30 protein-coding genes and 2 riboswitches are annotated in these 25,689 nt (G+C 33.3%); of the genes, 17 read left to right on the top strand and 13 right to left on the bottom strand.

Annotated elements, in window-relative coordinates; translation table 11 throughout:
* The first annotated feature begins 438 nt into the window (after positions 1-438).
* The 3 genes from AC2YJL_RS24475 to AC2YJL_RS24465 all read left to right on the top strand — a co-directional run bounded on the left by AC2YJL_RS24475 (position 439) and on the right by AC2YJL_RS24465 (position 3,200).
* Positions 439-843, top strand: a complete 405-nt coding sequence (locus tag AC2YJL_RS24475) for a MerR family transcriptional regulator (protein ID WP_372586398.1) — start codon at positions 439-441, stop codon at positions 841-843.
* Positions 833-1,744, top strand: coding sequence for a DMT family transporter (locus AC2YJL_RS24470; protein ID WP_230932227.1), 912 nt, complete (start codon positions 833-835; stop codon positions 1,742-1,744). Before AC2YJL_RS24475 ends, AC2YJL_RS24470 begins: the two co-directional genes overlap by 11 nt.
* Before the next feature lie 162 nt (positions 1,745-1,906).
* Positions 1,907-1,985, top strand: a riboswitch (ZMP/ZTP riboswitch).
* Between the two features lie 48 nt (positions 1,986-2,033).
* Complete coding sequence (locus tag AC2YJL_RS24465) at positions 2,034-3,200, top strand: phosphoribosylaminoimidazolecarboxamide formyltransferase (protein ID WP_230932228.1); 1,167 nt, start codon at positions 2,034-2,036, stop codon at positions 3,198-3,200.
* 155 nt (positions 3,201-3,355) lie between these two features.
* Here AC2YJL_RS24465 and yeiL read toward each other — a convergent pair whose 3' ends face one another.
* On the bottom strand, positions 3,356-4,018 hold the full coding sequence (gene yeiL / locus AC2YJL_RS24460; RefSeq protein ID WP_230932229.1) for a transcriptional regulator YeiL: 663 nt from the start codon (positions 4,016-4,018) through the stop codon (positions 3,356-3,358).
* A 108-nt stretch (positions 4,019-4,126) separates the two neighbouring features.
* Between yeiL and AC2YJL_RS24455 the strand changes: the two genes are divergently transcribed.
* The 3 genes from AC2YJL_RS24455 (at position 4,127) to AC2YJL_RS24445 (ending at position 5,911) form a co-directional block, all read left to right on the top strand.
* Complete coding sequence (locus AC2YJL_RS24455) at positions 4,127-4,762, top strand: class I SAM-dependent methyltransferase (RefSeq protein WP_230932230.1); 636 nt, start codon at positions 4,127-4,129, stop codon at positions 4,760-4,762.
* Positions 4,763-4,797: 35 nt separating this feature from the next.
* Complete coding sequence (locus AC2YJL_RS24450) at positions 4,798-5,145, top strand: cupin domain-containing protein (protein ID WP_230932231.1); 348 nt, start codon at positions 4,798-4,800, stop codon at positions 5,143-5,145.
* A gap of 229 nt (positions 5,146-5,374) precedes the next feature.
* On the top strand, positions 5,375-5,911 hold the full coding sequence (locus AC2YJL_RS24445; RefSeq protein ID WP_230932232.1) for a cysteine hydrolase family protein: 537 nt from the start codon (positions 5,375-5,377) through the stop codon (positions 5,909-5,911).
* A 46-nt stretch (positions 5,912-5,957) separates the two neighbouring features.
* On the opposite strand, the gene AC2YJL_RS24440 is transcribed toward AC2YJL_RS24445, so the two are convergent.
* Positions 5,958-6,539 carry an LOG family protein gene (locus tag AC2YJL_RS24440; protein WP_162213444.1) on the bottom strand — a complete coding sequence of 194 codons (582 nt, stop codon included), beginning with the start codon at positions 6,537-6,539 and terminating at the stop codon, positions 5,958-5,960.
* 99 nt (positions 6,540-6,638) lie between these two features.
* On the opposite strand from AC2YJL_RS24440, the gene AC2YJL_RS24435 reads away from it, so the two are divergent.
* The 3 genes from AC2YJL_RS24435 to AC2YJL_RS24425 all read left to right on the top strand — a co-directional run bounded on the left by AC2YJL_RS24435 (position 6,639) and on the right by AC2YJL_RS24425 (position 9,633).
* A complete protein-coding gene (locus AC2YJL_RS24435) occupies positions 6,639-6,959 on the top strand; it encodes a MazG nucleotide pyrophosphohydrolase domain-containing protein (protein WP_098598822.1) in 321 nt (106 codons plus the stop codon).
* Between the two features lie 38 nt (positions 6,960-6,997).
* Positions 6,998-7,969 (top strand): HD domain-containing protein, encoded by a 972-nt coding sequence (locus tag AC2YJL_RS24430; RefSeq protein WP_230932233.1) that lies wholly within the window; start codon positions 6,998-7,000, stop codon positions 7,967-7,969.
* Between the two features lie 507 nt (positions 7,970-8,476).
* Positions 8,477-9,633, top strand: a protein-coding gene (locus AC2YJL_RS24425) for an IS3 family transposase (RefSeq protein WP_230932234.1) whose coding sequence is annotated in 2 segments (ribosomal slippage) — positions 8,477-8,747 and positions 8,747-9,633 — 1,158 coding nt in all. Because the reading frame shifts where the segments join, the coding sequence is not laid out codon by codon here.
* A 299-nt stretch (positions 9,634-9,932) separates the two neighbouring features.
* Here the strand turns inward: AC2YJL_RS24425 and AC2YJL_RS24420 are convergent.
* Positions 9,933-10,115 (bottom strand): aspartyl-phosphate phosphatase Spo0E family protein, encoded by a 183-nt coding sequence (locus AC2YJL_RS24420; RefSeq protein WP_061860267.1) that lies wholly within the window; start codon positions 10,113-10,115, stop codon positions 9,933-9,935.
* Positions 10,116-10,451: 336 nt separating this feature from the next.
* On the opposite strand from AC2YJL_RS24420, the gene AC2YJL_RS24415 reads away from it, so the two are divergent.
* From AC2YJL_RS24415 to AC2YJL_RS24400, 4 genes are all read left to right on the top strand, one after another.
* Positions 10,452-11,165, top strand: coding sequence for an MBL fold metallo-hydrolase (locus AC2YJL_RS24415; RefSeq protein WP_061860266.1), 714 nt, complete (start codon positions 10,452-10,454; stop codon positions 11,163-11,165).
* A 25-nt stretch (positions 11,166-11,190) separates the two neighbouring features.
* A complete protein-coding gene (locus AC2YJL_RS24410; RefSeq protein WP_061860265.1) occupies positions 11,191-11,784 on the top strand; it encodes a TetR/AcrR family transcriptional regulator in 594 nt (197 codons plus the stop codon).
* A 6-nt stretch (positions 11,785-11,790) separates the two neighbouring features.
* Entirely contained in the window at positions 11,791-12,138 is a 348-nt protein-coding gene (locus AC2YJL_RS24405) for a YrdB family protein (RefSeq protein ID WP_153252725.1), read from the top strand.
* Positions 12,139-12,541: 403 nt separating this feature from the next.
* Positions 12,542-12,877: a hypothetical protein gene (locus AC2YJL_RS24400; protein WP_251569172.1), complete on the top strand. Its 336-nt coding sequence runs from the start codon at positions 12,542-12,544 to the stop codon at positions 12,875-12,877.
* A gap of 159 nt (positions 12,878-13,036) precedes the next feature.
* Here the strand turns inward: AC2YJL_RS24400 and AC2YJL_RS24395 are convergent, their stop codons facing one another.
* From AC2YJL_RS24395 to gntB, 4 genes are all read right to left on the bottom strand, one after another.
* Positions 13,037-13,789: a hypothetical protein gene (locus AC2YJL_RS24395; protein ID WP_251569173.1), complete on the bottom strand. Its 753-nt coding sequence runs from the start codon at positions 13,787-13,789 to the stop codon at positions 13,037-13,039.
* 91 nt (positions 13,790-13,880) lie between these two features.
* The gene (locus AC2YJL_RS24390; RefSeq protein WP_285852995.1) at positions 13,881-15,281 is read right to left on the bottom strand and encodes an alkaline phosphatase family protein; all 1,401 of its coding nucleotides are present in this window, start codon (positions 15,279-15,281) and stop codon (positions 13,881-13,883) included.
* 621 nt (positions 15,282-15,902) lie between these two features.
* Positions 15,903-16,808, bottom strand: coding sequence for a DMT family transporter (locus tag AC2YJL_RS24385; RefSeq protein ID WP_251569175.1), 906 nt, complete (start codon positions 16,806-16,808; stop codon positions 15,903-15,905).
* Positions 16,805-17,791 carry a guanitoxin biosynthesis L-arginine gamma (S) hydroxylase gene (gntB, locus tag AC2YJL_RS24380; RefSeq protein ID WP_251569176.1) on the bottom strand — a complete coding sequence of 329 codons (987 nt, stop codon included), beginning with the start codon at positions 17,789-17,791 and terminating at the stop codon, positions 16,805-16,807. The genes AC2YJL_RS24385 and gntB overlap by 4 nt, the downstream gene beginning before the upstream one ends.
* Before the next feature lie 687 nt (positions 17,792-18,478).
* Between gntB and AC2YJL_RS24375 the strand changes: the two genes are divergently transcribed.
* A complete protein-coding gene (locus AC2YJL_RS24375) occupies positions 18,479-18,691 on the top strand; it encodes a hypothetical protein (RefSeq protein ID WP_251569177.1) in 213 nt (70 codons plus the stop codon).
* Between the two features lie 104 nt (positions 18,692-18,795).
* Entirely contained in the window at positions 18,796-19,080 is a 285-nt protein-coding gene (locus AC2YJL_RS24370) for an AbrB/MazE/SpoVT family DNA-binding domain-containing protein (RefSeq protein WP_251569179.1), read from the top strand.
* A gap of 23 nt (positions 19,081-19,103) precedes the next feature.
* Here AC2YJL_RS24370 and AC2YJL_RS24365 read toward each other — a convergent pair whose 3' ends face one another.
* The 4 genes from AC2YJL_RS24365 to AC2YJL_RS24350 form a co-directional block, all read right to left on the bottom strand.
* Positions 19,104-19,748 (bottom strand): hypothetical protein, encoded by a 645-nt coding sequence (locus AC2YJL_RS24365; RefSeq protein ID WP_251569180.1) that lies wholly within the window; start codon positions 19,746-19,748, stop codon positions 19,104-19,106.
* A 468-nt stretch (positions 19,749-20,216) separates the two neighbouring features.
* Entirely contained in the window at positions 20,217-21,119 is a 903-nt protein-coding gene (locus AC2YJL_RS24360) for an Rpn family recombination-promoting nuclease/putative transposase (RefSeq protein WP_025751495.1), read from the bottom strand.
* Between the two features lie 319 nt (positions 21,120-21,438).
* On the bottom strand, positions 21,439-21,813 hold the full coding sequence (locus AC2YJL_RS24355; RefSeq protein ID WP_251569181.1) for a hypothetical protein: 375 nt from the start codon (positions 21,811-21,813) through the stop codon (positions 21,439-21,441).
* A gap of 17 nt (positions 21,814-21,830) precedes the next feature.
* Entirely contained in the window at positions 21,831-23,012 is a 1,182-nt protein-coding gene (locus tag AC2YJL_RS24350; protein WP_047751994.1) for an Alp7A family actin-like protein, read from the bottom strand.
* A gap of 595 nt (positions 23,013-23,607) precedes the next feature.
* Here AC2YJL_RS24350 and AC2YJL_RS24345 point away from each other — a divergent pair.
* Complete coding sequence (locus AC2YJL_RS24345) at positions 23,608-23,790, top strand: aspartyl-phosphate phosphatase Spo0E family protein (protein ID WP_224980759.1); 183 nt, start codon at positions 23,608-23,610, stop codon at positions 23,788-23,790.
* A gap of 434 nt (positions 23,791-24,224) precedes the next feature.
* On the opposite strand, the gene AC2YJL_RS24340 is transcribed toward AC2YJL_RS24345, so the two are convergent.
* Positions 24,225-24,935, bottom strand: a complete 711-nt coding sequence (locus tag AC2YJL_RS24340) for an AbrB/MazE/SpoVT family DNA-binding domain-containing protein (RefSeq protein WP_251569182.1) — start codon at positions 24,933-24,935, stop codon at positions 24,225-24,227.
* Positions 24,936-25,186: 251 nt separating this feature from the next.
* On the opposite strand from AC2YJL_RS24340, the gene AC2YJL_RS24335 reads away from it, so the two are divergent.
* Positions 25,187-25,339, top strand: a complete 153-nt coding sequence (locus AC2YJL_RS24335) for an anti-repressor SinI family protein (RefSeq protein WP_251569183.1) — start codon at positions 25,187-25,189, stop codon at positions 25,337-25,339.
* Between the two features lie 16 nt (positions 25,340-25,355).
* Here the strand turns inward: AC2YJL_RS24335 and AC2YJL_RS24330 are convergent, their stop codons facing one another.
* On the bottom strand, positions 25,356-25,487 hold the full coding sequence (locus AC2YJL_RS24330; protein ID WP_080963448.1) for an anti-repressor SinI family protein: 132 nt from the start codon (positions 25,485-25,487) through the stop codon (positions 25,356-25,358).
* A 19-nt stretch (positions 25,488-25,506) separates the two neighbouring features.
* Positions 25,507-25,591, bottom strand: a riboswitch (cyclic di-GMP riboswitch).
* Between the last annotated feature and the right edge of the window lie 98 nt (positions 25,592-25,689).

Genomic DNA, 25,689 nt, shown 5'->3' with positions numbered 1-25,689 from the left:
ATCTAGATGGCTTGTTGCAATCATTGTAAACACAAATGGAATGCCAAGAGCGTATGGTTACTGGGTTTTTCTAAGAATGGTAAGAAGTGTCCTAAATGTAATAAAAGACAATTTGTTTCTTTTAAAGGTGCTAGTCCTTTAATAGGACTAGGCTATTTAAGTGGAGTAGTTGCTATACTCTTTATTGTTTTTTTTCCGTTTCTTGTAAAACTAACAGATAAAGAAGAAACAACATGGTAGTAAGTTAAAAATAAAAAACGTATCTTTAAGCCTTTAGAAATAAGTATCTAAAGGCTTTTTATTATTGGTTTCCGATAAGGCACATTATGTTAATTAAACGAAGAGGCTTAGAAAAAATCTGAGTCTTTTTTTATTGTTTGCAAATTAACCATTGACTTAGAGCTAACTCTAAGTTGTAACATCTAAATAAAGGAGGAAATAGAATTGTATAGTATATCTGAAGTTGCTACGAAAACAGGTTTTACAGCTCATACGCTACGTTATTATGAAAAGATTGGGTTATTGTCTTCACCATTAAGAAAAGGTGGAAAAAGAAGATATACGGAAGGTGAAATTCGTCTACTCAAATTTATGAAAATATTAAAACAAACAGGAATGTCTCTAGAGGATATTCAAGAATTTTTAAAGGATGGATGTCTCCTAGAAAATATTGGTTCTTCTGCCATTCAATTAAAAAAAATTCAAACGAGGGCAGATATTTTAAACAAACATTTACTTCTTCTAGAAAAACAAAAACAAGAGATTGAAACAGTTATGAACGTAACAAAAGAGAAATTAGGGACGTATGAAACAATGATTGGAGACTTGAAAAATGAAAAGTAGAATATACCTTATGTTGATAGGTTTCGCTATATTTACAGGTGCTACATTCAACCTGGCTAAGTATGCTGTTCAGTATTTCTCCCCTGCAAGTGCTGCGGCATGGCGATTTGGCATTGCTGCACTCGTTATGGTTCTTATATTAGGATTACAGAAACAAATAAAGTCAAAAACTATTAAGGTTCATTGGAAAATGTATATCTTACTTGGCATCATAGGGATTTTTGGGTTCAATGCTTTTTTCTTTTTAGGAATGCAATATACGTCTCCTTTAAACGGGGCTCTCATCATGGGAACTAACCCTTTGGTAACTGCAATTTTTGCTTATTTTATTTTAAAGAATTCTATTACAAAACAACAGATGGTAGGTATCTCTTTTGCTTTAGTAGGTGTTATTCTTGTCCTTACGCAAGGTTCGTTAGAAATTATTCAAACATTATCCATTTCTAAAGGTGATTTACTTATCTTAGCAGGGAATCTATGTTGGGCTTTATATGGTGTATTAGGAAGAAAATATTTGAATGGTAGTTCTTCGATGGAGACCACTACTTATACAATGATTGTTGGTTCTCTTTGTCTTTTAATCTTAGGAGCTTTTTCACCAAGCCCTCAGCCCTTGTCTCACGTTACGTGGTCAGCTTGGGGAGCTATTCTCTTTATGGCTCTATTTACAAGTGTATTAGGCTATTTGTGGTGGAATAAAGGAATGGCTACGATTGGTGCAAGTAATACGTCTTTATTTTTTAATTTAGTTCCAGTCGTCACCATGATGCTTTCTATTTTAACGGGTGCCCTTATTACATTACCTCAAGTGATAGGTACGTGTTTAGTTATTGTAGGTGTTTTAACAGCTTCTGGCTTTTTACGCTTACGAAAAAAACAAAAGATTTCAGCCTCAGTATAAGAATAAATTGGTAAAGTCTATATAGAAAATATATAGACTTTATTACTACCGGTAATACCTGTTGTGTAAATTAGATTTGTATATGATATATAATTAAAAAAGAAAAATTTGGATAAAGGTATTGTTAAAATTATTTTTATTATGTAAAATTTTCTTATAAAACAGACTATGTGTTACTGGCGTAAACATGGAGGACCATGAGGAAGCACATAGATAACGGCCGTACGCCTGGGCAAAGTATTTGAACATGAGTTCAAATACTTTTTTTATTTAGAAAGGAGATTTTTAAGTGAAAGAAATTTGTTTACGATATGGGATGAATCCAAATCAAAGTAAAGCTAACGTTCAGAATGCTGAGAACACGCCTATTAAAATCTTAAATGGAGAGGCGAGTTATATTAACTTCCTAGATGCATTAAATGCTTTTCAACTGGTCCGAGAGCTTCGACAGGCGACTGGTCAACCTGCAGCTGCATCTTTTAAACACGTAAGTCCAGCAGGTGCAGCTGTGTACTCTCCACTAAATGAGACACTTACTGGATCCTATTTTGTTGAAGGCCTAGGCCTGTCTCCTTTAGCGATTGCTTATGCAAGAGCGCGTGGGACAGATAGGATGTCATCGTTTGGAGATTGTGCTGCTTTTAGTGATGAAGTGGATATAACTGTAGCTACTCTCCTCAAAACAGAGGTTTCTGATATGATTGTTGCACCAAGCTACACTCAAGAAGCATTAGAGGCTTTGAAACAGAAAAAGAAAGGAAAATATCTAATTTTAGAGATTGATTCAAACTATGTGCCTGACCCAATTGAAAAAAGAATGGTATTTGGAATTACTCTAGAACAACAAAGAAATGATGTACAGATTGGGAAAGAAGTTTTTAATCGTATTGTTACTACTCAATGTAATATTCCTAAAAATGCAAAGAGAGATCTTCTTGTTGCTCTTATTACATTAAAATATACACAATCAAACTCCATTTGTTTCGCATTAGATGGCCAAACAATTGGAATTGGTGCTGGACAGCAGTCCCGTATTCATTGTACGAGGTTGGCTGCTGAAAAAGCTGATAAATGGTGGCTAAGACAACATCCAAGGGCCCTTAACATGAAGTTCAGAGAAGGCATTTCTCGTGTAGAAGTGAATAATGCAATTGATGGATGGCTTAATGATGATATTACTGAGGTAGAAAATGAGCACTGGAAACAATGTTTTGAGGAGGTCCCTGCTAGGCTAAGTAAGAGTGAAAAACGAGAATGGCTAAAAAGGTTAAAAGGCGTTTCCTATGCATCCGACGCTTTTTTACCTTTCCGTGATAATATCGATCGTGCGGCTCAAAGTGGCGTTAAATATGTGGTTCAAACAGGTAATTCTTTACGAGATGAACAAGTTACACAGGCAGCAAATGAATACGGGATGATCATGGCACATTCAGGTATACGTGTATTCCATCATTGAGCTATGAATTAAATATAATTAGTCCAAAAGAGCCAAGACTTATAAAGGGACTGGCTCTTTTAAACTGTTTTCGATACATATGATTATGGTAACTACCTTTTATATCATATACATATAATTATCTTTCTTATGAAACGAGGTTATTATGAGTGTCTTTAATTTAATTCAGCTAATTTTTTCAAACGTTCTTTGTCTCTAATAATGTAGCCTCGTGACTGCTTTTCAATAGTATTTGATTTACATAGTTGGGCTAGTACATGGAGTAGATGGCGATATGATACACCCAGGTATTCGCATACTTCAGTATGTTTTTCTTTATAAAAGTTATCATCAGCCGACAACATTATAAAAGCAGCAAGACGGTTCTCAAGTGGATAGGCCTGATTTTGTGTATACTTTGCTGAAATTCTAGTTGCTTTCTCGCTTAAAAAACTGCATAAATATCTGAGAAATATAACATCTGTTAAGAGCTTATTTTTACAGGTATCAATAGGAATAGCCAAACAAATGGTTTTTGTGATAGTTTGTATGGCTTTAGCATATCGTTGTGAATTTAATAGTTCCACTTCCCCCATAAATGTTGGAGCTTGTAAAAAATTAATCAAGGACACTTTCCCATTTTCGTGTGTAACATAGAGTTTTGCCTTACCTTCAACAAGATAATAAATATATTGAGGATAGGATCCTTCCTTATAAATAAATTCACCACGTTCAAATTCGCAGACCTGAATAAATGGAGTAATTGGAAAGGAAAAAAGTGATTGAATAGAGTATTTCTCGACATAGTAACTTTGCATAGGGTCGTTTAAAAATTTCATTTTTTCTCCTACTATTATAAAAATATGAGATATCTCACATTATTTTATGTTTTTACATGCTATGATGCAATCAAAGTTGATAGATCAATAGGGAGATGTTTCATAAAGATGATCAAACAAGATGAATATTGGAATGAAGTAGCTAATAAAAAAGAATTTACTACGCCTTTTCAACCTGAATTATTCCTAACACATGTTAATCACAATGCTGTCATATTAGATTATGGTTGTGGGTATGGACGGACTTTATTGGAATTAAGAAGCTACGATTATAACAATTTACATGGTGTAGACTTTTCAGAAGAAATGATTAAAAGAGCTAAGTTTCATAACTCAGAAATCGATTTTCAAGTTATTCAAAGTGGGAAGCTTCCTTTTCCTAATGATTCTTTGGATGCTGTCTTACTTTTTGCAGTTTTAACATGTGTTCATAAAAATGAGGAACAAAACGCTATTTTAAATGAGATTAAACGGGTACTAAAGCCAGGAGGTATTATTTACATCAACGATTTTCTACTAAATAGCGATGAAAGAAATAAATTACGTTATGAAAAGGGACTCACTAAGTATCATACATATGGGGTTTTTGAGTTACCAGATGGGGCTATTTTACGTCATCATAGCGAAGAACGCGTGAAAGAATGGATAGATCAATTTGAAACCTTAGCATATAAGAAATTAGAATATACAACTATGAATAGAAATCGTTCAAATGGTTTAGTGTATATGGGGAAATTAAATTGAATTTATTACAAAGAAAATATAAAGGGAGAATTGTAATGGTAGAGAAATTAGAGCTAGAAAAGATTAATCTTCAAGAAATTACAAAAGATATTAAAGATCAACACGTGAATTTTCCTGTATCGAATATTAATAATCACTGCCTTCGTATAGCTGTATTTTCAGGCGAATACAAATGGCACTATCATTCTAATTCGGATGAGCTTTTTATGGTTTTAGAGGGAGAACTTTTAATTGATTTTAAAGGTAAGGATACTGCTGTTTTAAAACCTAATGATACGTTACTTATACCAGCTGGAACCGTACATAGAACCAGAGCGAAGCAAAGAACAGTAAACCTTTGTTTTGAAGATATAAATGCTGATACGATAATTATTGATGAGTAAATAAAATAACATAACCACTGTAAAAGCCATTTAAGATAGGTCTTAAATGGCTTTTACGTATATACAGATAAATCCCGATAAAAACATTATGGTAACTACATTTATATACTATGTACATTTCAAAGAAAGCTAGATTTTGCAGGATCAAGCTATATAATATGAGATTTTAATTTGATATAATATTATTTTGAATTTTTTACCACAAAACTCAATAGGGGGATACAATTAAATGAGTGAAAAAACAGCTTTGTTGCTTATCGATGTTCAAAACATCATGTTTTCTTATGAAGGTGGATCTTTATGTAATGAACAACAAGTACTTAAAAATATTACTTCTCTAAGGGAAAAAGCACACAAATCTAATGTGCCAATTATCTATATACAGCATACAGACCCCAGTTCGGATAGTATGCTTAGTGAAGGAAAAGTCACATGGGAAATCCATCAGGATGTCGGCCCCATACCAACGGATATAGTTATTCAAAAATCTTCTTGGGACGCATTTTATCAAACAACTTTATACAAAAAACTTCAGGAACTTGAAATCGGAAAATTAGTCATTGCAGGTATGCAAACTGAATTTTGTTTGGATACTACTTGTAGGAGAGCATATAGCTTAGGGTATAAAGAGAATATCTTAGTAAAAGATGCCCATAGCACATTTGATACGGCTGTGCTTTCAGCTTCTAAAATAGTAGAACATCATAATAATATGCTAGGTGGCAGATTCGTTACATTAAAAGAAGTAAACGAAATTATATTTTAAGCTAACAAAAAAACAGGATTAGATAGTGTCTAATCCTGTTTTTTTGTTAGCTTTGTGCTTTTGTGATATATGTTTTAACTGAAGGAGGTTGATATGTATTGAATTGATCTAATAAACCTTGTGGTTCTGTATCTACAAGAGCCATAGAACGATATTTTTCCTGTAGAAATTGTTCTTCTGTCATGTGATTAAATAAAGAAATAAGTGGTGTGTAATAATCATTAATATTTAATAATCCGCAAGGCTTCTGATGTAACCCTAACTGAGCCCATGTGAAAATCTCAAAGAATTCCTCTAGTGTACCTGGACCACCTGGTAATGTAATGAATCCATCTACAAGTTCAGCCATCTTGGCTTTTCTCTCGTGCATAGATTTAACAACGATAAGCTCTGACAGGTTTTTATGAGAAATTTCTCTTTCTTCAAGGAAAGTAGGCATGACGCCAATGACATGTCCGCCAGCTTCCAACACGGCATCAGCCACAGCACCCATTACTCCAACACTTGCTCCACCATATACGAGCGAAATATTACGTTTAGCAAGTTCTTTTCCCAGGTCCTTTGCACCTTGAATATAAAGGTCAGATGCTCCATTACTTGATCCACAAAATACAGCTATTCTTTTCATAAAGATCCCCTCCTATGTAATCACCGTTATTGATTATACATAATAATGGATGATTTGGTAAACTTAGTTGAAGTTAAAAAAGGAAGGTGGAACCATTTAATGAACGTAACAGAATTTCAACAATGGGTAAAGGACTACTACAAAATGAGAGGTTGGTCAGATTTAGATATCTTTATTCGAATTGGTTTTCTTGCCGAGGAAACAGGTGAAGTAGCACGAGCTATTAGGGCTTTAGAAATCGGAAGGGATCGACCAGATGAAGTAACTGGAACTTTGGAAGAAAATAAGAAAGAATTAACGGAAGAACTAGGAGATGTGTTAGGTAACTTGATTGTTATTGCTAACAAATATGATATTTCTTTAGAAGAAATATTCAGTTCGCATAAAGAGAAGCTTGCAGAGCGTTATTCTACTAAATGATATAGATGTGACAAAAGAAGGGAAAGTGAAGTCGTTTTATGAAAATTCATGATTTCATTTATGGATCTTTTCACTTAGAACCAGTCCTAGCAGAATTAATACATACTGAGCCCCTTCAGAGGCTGAAAAAGATTCACCAAGGTGGCGCAAGTTATTTAGTGAATCCAAAGTGGAATGTAACACGATTTGAACACTCTGTAGGTGTCATGCTATTGATTAGAAGGTTAGGTGGATCTATAGAAGAACAAATAGCTGGCTTATTACATGACGTTTCTCATACAGCTTTTTCTCATGTCATAGATTTTGTTTTAAATAATCCAGAACAGGATTTTCACGATCAAATATTTGACAAAATAATTCAATCATCAGAAATCCCTTCTGTTTTACAAAAGCATGGATTTAATATTTTGTCTATATTGCCTATTGAGAAATGGTCCTTATTAGAACAACCTCTTCCTTTGCTGTGTGCAGACCGCATCGATTATACGCTTCGTGATTTATCTACCTATAATATGATTTCTTCAGACAATGCTTGTAAATTTGTAGATGAATTAAGAGTGGTTGACGGCAAAATTTTTTTAAAAACAATTGAGGCTGCAGAATGGTTTGTTAAAGCTTATTATACGGAGGTCATTGACTTCTTTCTTCATCCATCAAATGTATATGGGTATGCTATACTAACGGATATATTAAAGATCGCAATGGCCAAGGAGATTATTCATTTTGATGACTTATTATCGGATGATGAAACAGTTTGGAGAAAGTTAATTGACAGCAAAGACCATGAAGTGCTACAAAAAATGAAAGATATGAGCAAAAAAGTAATAAATGATGAGGTAGATTATGACATACACCAAAAGAAAAAGGTACGGATTATTGATCCCTTTGTGTTAGTAGGGAACGTCCGAATGAAGAAAGCAACAGAGCTCTCCACCAAAGTAAGAGAATTAAATCAGTATGCTCTAGAAAAGTCTTTAAAAGGAACATTCATAAGAGTTCTTAATACTTAGTAAAGAGAAAAGCACCTTATTTAGTTAAATAAGGTGCTTTTCTTACATGTGTGGTTGATCATAGCTGCTTTTAATAGTTGATAAAAGTGAAATATACATGTACATATTTAAAATATAGGATTAGGTTATAATTTGTCCAGTCAAAAGGTAAGCAAAATAAAAAGCAACCTCATATCCCATGGCATTGGAAGGAGGTTGCTTTTTGTCATTCATACTCGTTGAAGAATGCATAGCACCGCAAGTAAATAATATCATATATTTACCATAATTACTATATTTTTCTTATTTTTCATATTATAAAGCGTGCACTTTTTATACATCTTATCTCCAATCACCTGAGGAGAAAAACCTGTTAGATCAAGGATGTATAAAAAGCTGCATAAAGCAGAAACAAGGCCTCATCAAGAACCATTGGGACTGACCCCTAATAGTGAGACAAATAAAAAACACCTTTAAGTTAAAAAACGGGTATATACTACCTAACAATCACTTGGAGGTGTTTTTTCTATGGGGACAAGAGTTAGTTATCCAGCAGAGATAAAAATAAAAGCTATTGAGATGAGATTAGCTGGTCTACCTGTCAAAGAAGTGCTTTCCCAATTAAATATTCGCAGTTACACCCAATTAAAAAGGTGGATGAAATGGTATAAAAATGGAGAAATGCATCGATTTGAACAGCCTGTAGGCAAGCAGTATTCATACGGAAAGGGACCTGGCTTTAAAGACGAAATGTCCAAATTGAAAGCAGAAAACCGGTATTTAACACAACAGATTGAGGTCTTAAAAAAGTACAAGGAATTGGAGAGGAAGTGGTCCCAGAAATCGTAGTGAACGTAGTAGAAGAGTTAAAAGATAAGATGCCAGTCTATCAAATCTGTCAGCACCTTGATATCCCTCGATCGACTTATTATCGCCGGAGGAAACAGGAACAATCAGAACGGACAAAGAAAAAGAAATGGATGGAACAACAGATCGGTGATCAATGTCAAAAACATAAGTTTCGATATGGCTATCGAAAAATTACAGCATTACTCAATCGAACGATGAAAATTAACCATAAATTTGTACAACGTGTCATGCAGAAATACGGTTGGCAATGTCGCGTAAAACGAAAAAAACGAAAGCAAACAGGGCAACCTTATCAGGTTGCAGAGAATGTATTAAATCGTGAGTTTCAAGCTGATCGCCCTCTTCAGAAATTAGTAACGGATATTACCTACTTGCCTTTTGGACCTAAGCAGTTGTATCTTTCAAGTATTCAAGATTTATTTAATGGGGAAATCATTGCATATTCGATTGGTGATCACCAAAATGTAGAATTTGTCTTAGATACGTTAAGCCAACTTCCTTTTTTACCTAAAGGATGTACGTTGCATAGTGACCAAGGATCTGTGTACACCTCGCATCTCTATCAACAAAAAATTAAAGAAAGAGGCATTACTATGAGTATGTCCCGTAAAGGGACACCCGCAGATAATGCCTCCATTGAATCGTTTCATTCCTCGCTAAAGTCTGAAACGTTCTACCTCGACGAGTTAACATATACGACGACCACCATCGTCGAACAAATCGTCGAAAACTATATTACTTATTACAACAATGCCCGTATTCAAACGAAACTAAACAACCAGTCACCAGTACAATACCGGCAGCTGGCTGTTTAAAAGGTGCTTTGAGTCCTGTCTCACAAACAGGGTGCAGTCCCAGGATTCTTCAAGAGGTCCTCTTTATCGTTTATACAGCTTTTTATACATCCTTGATATGAAAGGCTTTCTCAGAGGAATAAATAAAGAAAGAAGGTATAAAAAAGCTGTCTTTTATACATATGCTCGTACGGAAAATATAGTCTATATAGAAAAAATATGTTACTATTTATCTACAGTTATAGAGTTACCTTAAAAAGCAACCTCACTCCAATGCCATTAGAGAATGAGGTTGCTTTTATTTTCGTTAAAAACAAAAACTAATCAGTTGAAGTAATCTTTTCTAATCGGTTTAACAATTGATCAATAAATTGACTGATTATAATGGTATCACGGCTAGTAAATCCTTCTTCTAATCCCACTTTAATCATAAGTTCTCTTGCTGCCTCTATATCTACGAGTAAAGCCTTTCTTAAAGTACTGTTATATCTGTATCTTTGCAATTATATAGTCACCTATCCCTCTAAGTTGTTAAGTCTTTATTTAACAGTAACTGGATTTTTACCCTATAACAATAATTGTTCCTGTAAAATCTAATTAAGAGTATGAAATGCGTCTTTTAGGGATTGAATTCCCCAATTTATAGAACGTAGAGGAGTACATAAAAGTAGATGTATTTGCAGTTTTCTTTCGTTTTAACGTTTAAAATCTTCTTCTAATCAATTGGTTATTTATATAAATTAAACAAATTTATACATATAACCTTGTCTAAACTAATGTTATTAGTTAATATGTAAATACAAATAGTTTTTAAGCTAATATACGAAGGAGATGTTCTTATGAGGGTTATTCATAAAGCACACTTACATCAATTAACTTTTCTACCGGGGTTTTTCCCAGTAAATTGTTACCTAGTTGAAGAGGAGCATAGTTTAACATTAGTTGATGCTGCGCTTCCTTACAGTGCTAAAAAAATATTAAAAGTTGCTAGAAAGATTAACAAACCTATTAAGCATATTCTCCTAACTCATGCACACGACGATCATGTAGGAGCACTTGATAGAATAAAGCTATTACTTCCTAATGTTCCTGTATATATTTCAAGTAGAGAGGCCCGTTTAATGGGTGGAGATACTACATTAGATCCTAATGAACCGAATACTCCTATCCGTGGCGGAGTACCTAAAAATTTAGAAACCCGAGCAGATGTTTTACTACAAGATGGTGATCAAATTGGTTCACTAATTGCGATAGCTGCTCCTGGACATACGCCAGGTTCAATGGCATTTTTTGATACCCGCAATAATACCTTAATTGCTGGTGATGCCTTTCAGACAAGGGGTGGTATGGCAGTAACTGGCCAGCTTCAGCCTTTATTTCCCTTTCCAGCAATGGCTACATGGAATAAGGAAGTTGCACTTCATAGCGCTCACAAGTTATTGGATTACAAGCCTTCATTGCTTGCTGTAGGGCATGGGAAAATGATAATACAACCAGAAAAAGCTATAAATAACGCTATTACAAAAGCTAGATTAAATTTAAAACACATTTAACCTATAGTAAGAAAGGGGTCTAACTATGGCCACAAGACCAGGAATTGATTTAGACACTATTTTAAAAGCCTCCACAGAAATGGCAAATACACAAGGGTTAGACGAAGTAACATTAGCTTCACTTGCTAAAAAACTCAATATCCGTCCACCTTCTCTATATAACCATGTAAATGGATTACCAGCATTAAGGAAAAAACTTGCTGTTTATGGTTACGAAAAACTTTATAAAGCGTTAATACATGCAACGGTAGGACGTTCACAAGATAATGCAGTTCGTGCACTAGGGGAAGCTTACATAGTTTTTGTTCGTAATCATCCAGGGTTGTATGAAGCAATGCTTCGTTCTCCTAATTCTGATGACCTAGAACTTAAGCACATACAAAACGAAACCATTAATATTGTTATTCGAGTACTTAATGAATATGGCTTAGGGGAGGAGCAAACTTTACACGCCGCACGAGGGCTACGAAGTATTTTGCACGGCTTTGCTTCACTTGAGCAGAAAAAAGGATTTGGTCTCCCCCATGATCTTGATGTAAGTCTTCTCATGTTAGTAGATATTTTTTTAAGAGGAATAAATGCGATGAAACAAGAGAGTAAAAACAATGAAGACGATTAATTTAATATGAATCTTCTTTCTTTCATCAAAACTTTAAATTTAATGTTGCGATTTTCTTTGGAATTGTTCGCACTTGGCTCACTAGCTTACTGGGGATTCCAAACTGGAAAAGGGTCAATGAGAGTATTGTTAACAATAGGTGCTCCGTTAATAATTGCAGTAGTTTGGGGGATTTTTGGTTCTCCTCGTTCTTACGTTCAACTATCTACCCCTATGCATATATTGCTTGAACTGCTTGTATTCGGGCTTCCTTCTGTTGCTCTATACACTAGTGGTAAGCATTCTCTGGCACTTATTTATATTACAATTGCTATAATAAATCGCATTTTAATGTATATCTGGCAGCAACAATGATACTAAAATGTATAGATAGTTAAAATCAAAAAAACGATTACTCAGATTAGAGTAATCGTTTTTTGGTAAATTTCTTTTACACCCTATGTGTTACATAAGGTAGCTTTTAATTAGTTCGCAAAGGTATACTTTTACGGACTTTTCTTTTGGATAGAAAATTTATTATTTTTAAAGTTCATTTAAGTTAAAAAAGAATTACGAACGTCTTTTTAAGAACACGCACTTTTGCGAACGTTTTTTATGGAATAATAAGGAGTAAAACACATATAAGAGGACTAATTCCAGTCCTCTTTCATTAGATTTTTAACTTTATACCTGAAGCCTTGCATTCAAGGGAAGATTTTTGGGGGATCTCGTTTGCTACGGAAAGACCTTTTAATCGTAGAAATTATTAATTTAGGAAATGAATGAAGGTTTACTATACAAAATCTCATTTTATATAGGTGAAGAACAATTTATTAGGGATATTAATTTATTTAATATTCAAAAGATAATTGTGCATAAAATAATCTTTAGAGGCCAATATAAAAAAATTATTATTTTCTTATCAATAGCTTATTTAGTTATATTAACTGCATGTAATCAGGAAAGTACAGGTACTGATAAAGGAAGTTCCGCTGTAATTGTTGTGGTTCAAAATAATAAATATAACGGAACTGAAGATAAATTAGATAAAAGTAAAGAAATAGGAGAACAGATTGGTACGGTAGAAAAGAAAACAAAAGCGAATGATGTGTGAGAAAATAATCAATCAACCTATCATGAAGTTGGTACAAAAATTTATTCAGTCAAAGGAACAGAAGAATACATTACTGTTGAAAATAAAGGTAATAAAAAAACAATTATTAAAAAAGGTAACAAAAGGGGGATAACATATCCTGTTTTGTTACCTTTCTTGTTAAAATTCTATTTTAATTTTTTGTGCTTCGCTGATTTTTTTCTCGTTTCTATCAAATACATCACTTGTGGTTATTTCAATCCACTTAATATCCTTTTCTTCCTTGTGATCCGACTCGTTTTGCCCCTCTTTGTGGGCATGACCACCTGTTGTATTCACAATAAAACCAATGTTTCCAAACTTCGTACCATTACCTTCAATTTCACCATTTAACTCTTCAAGGTAAATATCTTTTTGCCAATCAAATGTTTCACCAGTACTCGTTTTCAGTAAGGCAATTGGTGCAAAATTCACTTTCTCTGAAGAATTGTTTTTGATCTCAATGAAAACTTTAACAAAATCAAACTCTTCGTCATGTGTTAAGACATGAAAATAATCGATCATACTATAATCAGGTCTTAAGTGAATCAGTTTCATTTCTTTTACTGTTAACTCGATTTCACCAAGTTTATAAGTTTTATTTATAGGCTTGATTGCTTTTAATGTAGTCTCACCTTTTTCATCTGCATATGTCTGACCGACTTTTTGCAATGAACGGTCATCTGTTACTTGAGAATTAGGCTGATATTTGTCAATTTTGCTCTCAGTTTGTTTCTGATTCTTTTCCTGTTTCGTTTCATCATTTTTTTCGTCATCATTATTTTCTGTTTGATTTTTGTTCGCTGCATTTGTTTGATTGTTTTCAGGACTGGTATTGGATGAACAGCCAACAAGCAGCATGATTAAAAATAATATAGAAAGAGTCTTTTTCATGATGATGCCTCCGTATGATTCTATATTCTAAAAAAGTTCCCGTTACTTGAACTAAAGCAACGGGATACACTTTATCTTATCTAATTATTTCTTACTTATCTTGAATTTTAATATTATAATCTAAGACATCAAAAATATTTTTTGCAATATCAGTGTTATCATTTGATCCAGAAAATTTTTCACTTGATGGTCCGAATGCATATACAGGAACATCTTCACCTGTATGTCCACCTGTTGTCCAGCCTGTGTGAGAACGCTTGTTGAAAATATTCTCAATGGCATTATCGATATCAAGAACTTTCTTTGTCTTAGCTGCTGCTTCAACAGATTTAATTTCTTGTTCTGTTAAGGCAAGGGTATTTTGATCAATGTATTTCTTTAATGTTTCTTCAACGCCTGCTCCTTTAGCAATCTCTTCAGCCATGAAATCAGGCGTGCGCTTTGCAGCTTTGATTGGTTCACTGAACCAGTTATAAATACCGTCTGAACCAATTGAGTATCCACCAGTTGAGTGGTCAGCTGTTGCTACTACTAAGGTATGTTTGTCTTTTTTTGCAAACTCAATGGCTGCTTTATATGCTTGTTCAAAGTCATCCATTTCACTCATAGCTCCAACGATATCGTTGTCATGCCCTGCCCAGTCAATCTGGCTTCCTTCTACCATTAGGAAGAACCCATCTTTATCTTTGTTTAATTTTGAAAGAGCCGTGTTTGTCATGTCTTTTAATGAAGGAACTCCTTCTGTACGGTCAATTTTCTTTGGAAGTCCACCATCAGCAAATAAACCAAGTACTTTACTGTTTTTATCGTTTAACATATCTTCACGATTTTCCACATAGCTGTATCCAGCTTTTTTGAATTCTTCTGTTAAATTACGATCTTTTCGATCAAAGTTGCTTTTACCTCCACCAAGAAGAACATCGATTTTATGTTGACCATTTACCATTTCGTCAAAATAGTCATCGGCAATTGAGTTCATGTTTTTACGGCTGTGATCATGTGATCCGAAAGAAGCAGGTGTTGCGTGTGTAATTTCCGAAGTCGCAACAAGACCTGTTGCTTTTCCTTCTTCTCTAGCAGCTTCAAGAACTGTTTTTGCTTCTGATCCGTCATTATCAACGGCAATCGCGCTGTTATATGTTTTAATACCTGCAGACATAGCAGTTGCTGCAGAAGCAGAGTCCGTTACATTTTGTTCAGGGTCTTCTGGATAAGTTGTTTGTTGACCTACAAGGTACTGATCAAAAGTTGTTGGTTCAACAACTTTTGTTGATGGATCGTCTTTGAGATAACGATGAGCAGAAGTATAAGAAACTCCCATGCCATCACCAATTAAAACAATGACATTTTTAATTTTCCCATTATTAGTCCCTTTTTTCTTAGTAGATTCCTCTGCGCTTGCAGGGGAGAAACCAACAAGTAAACTGCTAAAAGCAACTGTTGAAAGAACAGCTACCGGTAATAACTTTTTCTTTAACTTCTTTTTAAACAATGTTGTTACCTCCATTTGTTATCGCGATTTATGTACTAAAGAGAATTATAGAGAAAGTTTATTAATAGTTTTTTGATAAATTGTAAACTAAGTGTTAAAAATAGAAATAATGCCCTTTACAAAACGAAAAAAATCCCTATGTTAACAAATAAGGGTTAATTTTCATATTGAGTTGTTGTAAAGAGTATCAATTTGCTGTGTTTTAGAAACCGATTATCACGATTATGAATTTTATAGTTACGTATTTTTTGTAATTCCTAATTTATTAATCTTCTATATTGAAACCTTACATACAAATAAACAAGTGTACCTTACCTATTATAAGAGAGGCCAATGCATTACAGAGACAGGCTTCATTCAGTTTGTTGATTCTCTTGGGGATTCATTTATTTTCATTGATAACTTATCTAAGTTAAAGAATAAAATCAGTTTAAGTCAGCTCTTCGATGTACAATTTGTCTAACTTGGAAACAACGAGAAAGTACGAGTGATTTTTCTCCAAATTTGACAAGGAAAGGCTACTCATTTGAGTAGCCTTTCTAAAACAGTACCTAAGAGGATAAAAGGGGTCAGTCCCAAGGAATTAGGGTTCCTTTTTTATTTTGCTTCAAAATAGTATAACTATTTGTCTAGATGCCCAAAATTCTCTTTGGGTTTGGGTGAATACTCCGATATATAAATTGCAATTAAGATGAAAAAGGCACCTAACCATTCTATTCCTTGGACAGTTTCCTTAAGGACAATAAAAGCAAATACAGTAGCGAATATTGGTTCACTTAACTCTAAAAATTGAACCTTATTAGCTTCTAAGTAGTTAAGAGCTCTTGTTGTGCAATAAAATCCCCCTATAGTAGGAAAGATTGCCAAAGCTATTAAAGATGGCATTGAACTAAATTCTGGCATTACTATGCCTTCTTTATAGAAGGGAACGAATAAGTAAATGACTCCAAATAACATGAAGTACCAAATTAATGATAAACCGCCCTCTAAGGAGAATTTTTTGGTTAATACTAGGAATAAACCATAGCCAATACCTGCAATTCCAGCAAGTATTGCTCCCGTTGAAAGCCCTCCAGTAGCACCTTGTGCAAGAGCCATTATTATTAAACCTATTATCAATAAGATTAGTCCTACATATTTTAATTTATTCTTTTTTTCCTTTAATAATAACGAACTAAATACAAACGTTGTTAGAACAGATGAACCTAGTAAAATGAATACAACAAAAGGTACAACAGCATATTTATAAGCAGTTGTTTCGAAAAAGTATAAAACAAATATTCCTAAGAAGGAACAAAGGGAAATAGCCTTAACGTTTTTCGTCAACATAATAATATTTTTTCTGAAATTAGAGTTTAAAATAGCAAATGTAGAAAGGACAGCAAAAGCAATAAAACATTTATAAAATGAGACAGCTGCTGGCGTTAAGCTACTTGAAAATAAACCCTTACTTAATATTCCTACGGTACCATTTAAAATAGCTGCTCCTAAAGCCAAAATGATCCCTAGAGTGTATGTATTTTTCATGCGCTTTTCCTCGATTTTTTTATAATGGGTAATTTATTATTTTTTATCAAATCAAAAATTAAGGGTGAATTAGAGTTAGAAGATATAAAAACTCCTCCCATTTTTTCATTCAGGTCTCTATACATTTTATCTTTCATCATAATAGTATGTGCTTTAGAGATATTCCAATAAGGTATACTAGCTTGAAGATGATGGGTTAAATGGTAATTCTCTGCATGTATACTCAAAAAGAATGCTTCAATCCAATGGCTATATCTATTACGGGTCATCTTAATACTTTTTTTATTATTTAGTACTAATGGATAATGCTCTGCCATTTCTATAAACCATCCAATCACCATAAAAGACGTGAAATATGGAATAATCCAATATAGAAGAAGATATTTTAAAGAATCAAAGTATGCAAGTACACCAGCAATTAGAATCCACATTACAATCATAGCAGTGAATTGTTTAGGGTACTGTTTAAGCTGTAGCATTCTGTATTTAAAAACATAATAAGCGTAGCTTAAGATATTTAGTAGAAAGAGAGGCCTTAATACATATTTAATAAGAAAATGATTGCTGTTTTTTAACTTATATAAGCCTGCTTCTATATGATACTGATAATCAGGATCTTTATCGGGGTCTCCTAAATAAGTATGATGACCCTTAACGTGAGAATCCTTGTATATATTAAATTCTTGTCCAATAAGATAACCTGAAAAATACGTTCCTAATATGTAATTTAGCTTTCGATTTTTGGCTAAACATAGGTGGGATGCATCATGAAGTATTGTTGCTAAAGCCCTTTGTCTTGAGCCAATTATAAGTACAGCAATTAAATAAAGCCATATATTGTACTGACCTAATAATATAGATGCACTAATGATAAGGTAATCATACAAAATACCAATTATACCCCTGTAGTTATTTGACTTATACAATGGCCTTAATTCATCTCTTACTTCTTTAGAGAAATTGTGGTATTCGTAACTAGCCAATTTAAAACCTCCCTGATAAATTTTAACACATTTACTAATATTATATAATTTTTGCATTTTTGTCTATAATAAAAATTCCTCTTTGTGGTTATTTATTCATTAATAATAAAGAGATAAAAATTAAACATATTATAAATCTAGAAGTAAAGGTTTTTTTTACAATTCTTTTCTTTGTCACTCATAACTGTAAATAACCAATAAATAGTGTAGGAAGTTGTTTATTTATACTTATAAAGAACTTTGAATGAGTTGAAACGCTAAGTAGTATATAGAATTACAGAAATTTATAATTAAGCAGCTACTTTAATAGAAGAGCAAATGAAACAGATGAATTTCACCTTAATTGAAGCCTTGCATACAAATAAACAAGTATACCGCACATATACGTAATGAAAACGATATGCAAACGATTATGCATCCCGTCATGTGAAGAAGGAAAAAGTAGCTTTTAATACAGCATAGGAACTTTAAAGAACACCTCATTTGTAAGCAGCTCTTTTATTTATAGAGAGAAAACTAACTACCAAAAGAAATAGATGGAGAAAAGCAGCATTCTCATGTGTAAATGGCAGGGGAATGCTGCTTTTTTCTGCAGATATAGGTATATACTTATACATTTTCTTTTACAATTCACCATATTAAACCTTATTATGGAATTAAACTCAAAATAAGGTGGGAGATGCTTGTATGAGAGCTAAGATTGAGAAAGCGAACCATGTAGTGATGTTTGAAACAGCTGGTGAGTTTTATGCACATGAAGTGACTCAAGGTCCTAAAGTGGGTTTCTTTGCTTGCCCCTCTTGCGGAGTGAAAGTTTATCATAAACAAGATCATTTCTTTTCACATGAACATGCACGTACGTGTACTTACGTACAAGAGCAACCTAAGAAAAAGTTCTAAACCTGTATCTTAAAACCTAGTTTGTAAAATTAATATTGGTCAATTTATACATTTATAGTATAATATGAAAGTTGTGCTTATGAACATATAAAAGGAGAGTCAGCATGAAGGGACTAAGTACGTTAAGAAAGATAGATGCAGTGGGGCGTATAGTAATTCCTATTGAGCTAAGAAAGATACTGGATATAGATAAAGCTGATGAAGTAGAGATTTTATTGGAAGATGATCATATAGAGATAAAAAAATATAAAGAATCTAATGAATGTCTGATTACAGGTGAGATAACATCTCAAAACCATAGATATGCAAATAATCTAGTTCTAAGTCCATTAGGAGCAAAAATCTTATATAACGAAATAAAGGACAAACAAAAAACCTTTGAATCGTAAATTCAAAGGTTTTTTAGATCAAACTATTTTTTATCCTGTATACTTTCTAACCAGCTTTGTACAGAAGAACCTAAGCTAGTTGCTCCTACCTTTAGTTCATCCATAATATAAGAAATTAAATTGTGTAAACTGTACTCTTCCTTATAAGGGTTATTTTTATTAATGAATTTTAACACCTCTTTTAGCTCCTTTATTCTTCCCTGATCCAATTCTTCTTCTAAATGCCGAGTCATATAGTCATCAACAAAATCAGAATTTCTTATGCTCGCTTCAATTAAAAAAGATGCTGCTAATGCAGGAGAGCAATCTAAAGCATAAGCTAAGCGTTTCAGGATATCATACGTTTCTCCATGCCCATCTTTTAAGCGTGTAGAGACACGCTCTTTCTCAATATTTTTGTATAGGTGTCTAATTGGCTCATTGGACATATCCCCCATATACACAGTGCTGCCAAAGCTAAATCCTCTTCTAAAATAATTTGATAGGTAGTCCATTACTTTTGAAGAAGCAAGGCCTGATATACAAATGGACTCAACTACATTTTTCACAGGTGTATTTGTAATGTAAGACAATCGATAAACACATTCTTTAAGATCAACGGGAAGTGATGGTTTTACATCTCGTTTTTTGTCACTTCGAATTTTTCTTTTCTTCTCTTCTACTCTCACATAATCACTCCTAAAATCTAAAATTACCTCTAGGACAATGACTTTTTGTACATACCTAAAACATGTATATGGCAGGGGAGGGAGGAGCATGTATATTTTTTTGTGATAGTGGAAAAAACTTATAATAGTAGAACATGAGAGGAGTCTTTTGTATGAAAATGACGAAAGAAGAAGCACAAGAAATCGTAAAAAAAATAAAAGAAAACTCTAATAAGTACGGATTGCCTGTGAAAAAAAAGAAAAATGCTAGTGCAACCTAAAAGGGAATATATAAGAAAAGGTCTTCAATTTAACAAAAAATATAAGACTTATATTTTTCTACTATAGTACGCTGCGTAATAAAGATAAAATAAATATAAACTAACTCACTTACAATAGACTTCAAATTAGATGAGTTGATAACGAAGAATTTTAAAAAGAGACTGCCTAATAAATTAATTTATTAGGCAGTCTCTTTTTAAAATATGATTATTGGTGACGTAGTTTATCAATTTCTTCTGGTGTAAGGTTTGTAAATTCAGCGATTGTTTGGTTATCTAAACCCTTTTGGATCATACTTAAAGCCACCTTTATGATACCTTTCTTTTCGCCTATTTCTTCACCAATTTGTTTTCCTTTTTCTTCTCCAAGTTTTTCAGCTCTTCTTAAGGCTGACTTTTCATCTAATAGTGCTTTTCTTCGTGCTTCATATGCTAATAGCACTTCCGGATCTTGGCTAACACGTTCCCACTCGTCCATCGCTTTCTTTAATACTTGATCTTCTTGCATCGCAATCTCCTCCAATACCTGAGTGATTTCTTCATCTTCGGATGCTTCAAGTAATAATAACCATCGCACAAGTTGATCTTCCCGTGGATCTACCTCTCTGTTACGCCATTTTATTAATAACTTAGGTAGCTCCATAAAGTGAATCTCCAGCATATCCGTTAAGAGTAATTTCTGCTCTCGCTCATATAACTGAAAGGTAGAGTGATAATCATGAATATGAGATAAATAACGGAAGTTCACAATGTTAATGGTAATCGTTTTACAAAGCTCTCCGTAGTCCATGCCTTCTTTCATTTGACTACTGTACATTTTAGACCAGTAATAGAGTGTTCGTTTTTCCATGTCATGTTTGTTATTAAGCTGAATTTCAATATTAACGCGGCTTCCATCCTCTAACTGTGCGTGTACGTCTAAAATAGAGCGTTTATCTTCTTGGTTTTCTTTATTGAAATGCGGATCTAATAACTGCACCGTCTGAATTTTTTTATCATCTGGAAAACGGAGTGCTGCGTTCAAAAAAGCAGCTAAAATAGATTCATTTCCATGTGTGCCAAATAGTGATTTAAATGCAAAGTCGACACGCAAATCTAATCGTTTTGTCATAATATCCTCCATCATTTCCATGTTTGTTATTAGTATACCATGACTGTACCGATTCCTTCTATCTAACACTTTAGGAGCAATTTTATTATCAATACAGTATCTGTTACACCTAATTATTAATGTTCTTCAGACAAAGAAGTAAGGAGGGGATTTAGAATAAATAGAAGTACTCGTGCTGATTGTTATTGCTCATAAATAAAATCTTCATTATGATGATTCTTTTAGTCCAATCAGGTTCTTTATACATATGGAAATACATTAAAAATTAATAAAACATGTAAAGCAAAAAAGCCACTAGATATCCTAGTGGCTTAGTGTTTTAAAAATCGCTATACTCTTCCAAATCATCGTCGTCTAAAGAACCAGATACTTGCTCTAAATCTGCAATCTTACCTTCTTTTAAGGTTTGACTTTCTGAAGGTTTGTCTTCTAACTCCTCTTGCTTGACTACAAAGCCATTAGCCTTAGCCAATTGTTTTAATTCCTTCAGTTCTGAATTGATATGTTCAAGAAGTTCTTCTGTTCTATGACATGAGTCTACTTGATCGTTAGATGAACGATGAAGGTCCCGAACAATTAAAGATGAAATATAGTCTCCTAATTTTCGAGACTTCGCATATTTTGCAAGTACGCCATAGACTTCATCACTCAACTGGTTGGTTTTAATCGTAAAGGCATTTTGACGCTCTGACATGGTTATCACCTACGCTGTTAGGATTTAACGGCTTTCTTCTCAGCTTGTTTCTTTTGAAGATAACCGATGCTTCGGATTTCTAGGCCAAATAAGTTTAAGTGACGGCTATCTGCTGGTACTTTATGATATTTCTCTGTACGTTCTTCACCAATCTTTTCATTCATGCTTGTCATAATCGCTACTTCTAGTGTTGGAGCGACACCACCACTATATACGTATTTACGGATTTTATTTGCCGGTGGTGGAGCCACATCATTTAACTTCGCTAGTAAAATTTCCACATACTCTTTTAAAGAAGATGTAATTTGAGCTGTTAAATCAATGGCTGCGCCTGTGTTTTCATTTTTTAACTCGAATTTTTGTTTACTATAGTTATCTAAAATAAATTGGTCAAAAGCACGTAAATCGGTAAACAGCTCTGGGAACTTCTCTTTACGTAACTTATCAATATGAGCTAAATAGGGAATACCCTCGATACTTTGGAAGGATTCACGGCTATTCGCAGCCTTTAATCCTTCCGGTAAAATGACGACATCAATCGAGCCACCACCGATATCAACCATTACGGTTTCACATTCCACATATTCATTGGCATCTTCACGATCTTGAAGTGTTAGGTCTTTCTTCAACGCAAAGCGCGCGATTTCGCCTTCTTTCAGGCAAGCACTTTCGTCCACAGCTACCTTTAATTCTTTTTCAAACCCTGGAGTATGAATACGGAATGTATGGTCACCTAGGAAGCGAGTAGCCATGGCTTTTTGCGCTTCGCCAAACGTACTTTCTTTTTTCAGTAACCAAATTGGCAACATCGTAGAGAAATAGTCAATCTCGATGCTATTATCTTTTTGATCTTTCGCATGCAACGCATGGTAGTATGCAATAGCAGCTAAAAATGTTACATAAGGAATATGGCTTGTAATTTTGTTATGTAAACGATTGATGTGATTGTTCGCAAGTTGTTGGCTTGCTGCGATGTCACCTACTAAGAAATAACGTTCTTTTTCTTCGTCACCGATTGTTGTAGATAGTAAGATACGCTTTTTAAATTCTTCTGGTGCTGTCACAGCATCTGTAAAGAATGAATCAGCCACATCTTTTTGTAGTTCTACAACGTTGGTTGGGAAATCAAATAGATATCCATCAATGATGTTCATATCAACGGAGTTTCCACAGTCTTTATTAAAACGTGAAATTTTCATGTTTATACACCTCATTTTTAAGTTGAACTTCTGTTGAACTTATTATACAAGAAAAAGGGTGGGAATTCAATCCTTTAGTTCAACTAATTTATCTTCAAAAACTTACATATATCAACAATTATTTTTCATCTAGTTGAACTTATTAAGGAGTAAAAAAACAGTACTATGAGAGTTCTGGTTAGAGAAGATGAAGGTCACAAGTAGATGATAATAAGAAAGAATGCGTAAGAAATATAAGACTCTTCTCGATATGAAAAGGACAAACAAGTCATAATGTTTGTCCTTTTTGTCATTCTAATGGAAGGGTAAATATTTAATTTCTAATTTGAAAATTAAGTATCTCTGTGTTAATTATAAAAAAAGTCCTCATGAATTGAGGACTTTTCTTAACTATGAAATTAGGAATGGAATTTCTATTTGCATCTACAAAACGTATTGTAACACGCCTTAGATATAAAAAATGAGCTATTCAAACCCTAAAAAGGGGATTCCGAGCTTTTAATTGGATTTTACAGGAAAAAATATTGTTAGAAAGCCAAAATATAGTTAGTGTTAAATAAAAAGTAGCAAATTAGAGAAATAGGTGATTAGATAAGTGCAAGTATATATAAAGAACGATTCTTTAATAAAAGCTTTACTTGTAGATATAGAGACAGGAAGAGAACTCATGATTCAAGTTGGTTTAGAAGAAGGATTCACCAGTAAGAACACCATTGTAATCAGTCAATTCGTTGATCAACTTCTAAACCAATTAGAAGAGGCCTCTATGACTGATTAGTTCTTATTTTTACGAAGAAAGTATAATACACTTGGATATTAGTAATTAAAGCGTCTTTTGTAGGGGTTTATTTATATGTAATGCGCCCGATTAAGTGGATGGAGTAAATAAAAAGAGAATTACACTATACTTGGAGGGGATTAATGGGTCACTAAGGACAATCTTTTACAATCTCGTTTAAGCTAGAAGTGGTAAAAATGTACAATAATCAATGATATTTCAAGGATAAAATAGAAAAAAGGATTATTAGATTAAATAAACCCACTCGCTTAAAGAAAAGGTGTCTAGGTTTTCGGGCACTCTTAAAATAAAAGAGACACTGATGTGAAATTCCTTGAAAGATGTATCTCTAAAGATTAGTTCTTTTACAAAATGACTCTCAGTGACAGCGAATAAGTAAGTGCAGCTAATTATTTCAACTGCGCTTACTTATTTTAAACAAGAATATCATTCTCAATTGCTTTTTTTATAATTAATTTGTCGCCTATTGTTTTGATTTCTAGGATGTCGCCACTATGAATGTTTAGATGAATTCTTAGCTTTTTAGGAATGTTTAAGTAGTTATCTTTCTTTATCACGCGTGATTGTCCAGTAAAAAAAAGGTTTCCTTCTGTAAGAAATTTATAGCTATGTTTTTTTGCAACAATAGTATCTCGTCCTTTGATAAAGAACTGTAATTGCATATGTCCTTCTAAATCCAAGGATTTTAATACAGAAGCAGGAAGTTTTATTCTCCCTGCTTTTATTTCAAGTAAAGATAACTCACTTAATTCAGGTTCTATATCTTTCTTTATTAGAGCTCGAGATTTATTAGGCTCTCTTTTCTTTTCAAAAATAATGCTCTCGTTAAGGACTTTCGCTTCTATTTCATCATGTAGATCTATATCATGTATTTCACGAAGTATCTTCGGAATTACAATGTAGCCTAAATTATCAATAGTCCTAATTAAGTGCTTATCTTTATTTTCTTCCAAAAGAACCGGTGAAAATTCAACCTGCTTCATGACAATGTAATTTTTGTAGTTGAAGAATTGTATTGCAGCAGATGAGTGAATATTGGCATGCTCTAGAAGCTGGGAAGGTACCTTTACTCTCCCCATATTATCAATTATTAAGTAATCTTTGGATGATTCTTTCTCTTTCACTAATAAAATCCTTTCAAATGCACTTTTATAAACAAAGGATAAATTTACTTATATTCATTTTATATCTTCATGAGTTTACACTTTACCTAGGCTATTAAATTCGATCTTCATAAGCTAAACAACTGAATAAGACCCTATGAATAACAGTTTATGTAAAAAAACGGATAAAAAGTAATAATTTTATCATTATAGCTTATATTACAAATCAATTTGCTTTATAATAGGACAAGTTGTAAAGGAGGAAGATTATAATGAATAATTCAAATTATGAAACTACTCTTTCCTATAAATGGCTAGTTTTAGTCCAAGAAGCCATGAATTCTAGCGTTACCAAAGAGGAGTTTAAAGAGTTTTTAAATAGGAAATCCCAGAAATTGAATGATTATAAACAAGACCAAATATGACTAGTGTTGCTTGTGATTAGGGGGTTATTTGTTTTTTGAAGAACTTTTTAAGTTCTTCAATAGTTAATCCCAATTCCTTAGCTTCTGTTATAAGTTTAACCCATTCTTGATCTAATTCTTTTTCTATCAATTGTTGTTTACCATCCATGAAAATTACCTCCAGATATTCAGGGAGCTCAGCTGCCATAGCTATTTAACCTTAGACCTGTAGCTTTGCGTCCTAGTTTTTCAACTAGTTTGCCTTTATCATAATATGTAATTTTATAAATATATTACTATATAATGGATTTAAAATCATGTAAAAATAAGGATTATTATTTATTTTTTAATTCCTTTGACAAAGATTTTCT

The sequence above is a fragment of the Priestia sp. SRI_019 genome (genome assembly GCF_057586255.1).
Note: the sequence above shows the minus strand (reverse complement) of the source record. Positions and strands in the feature narration are given on the sequence as shown.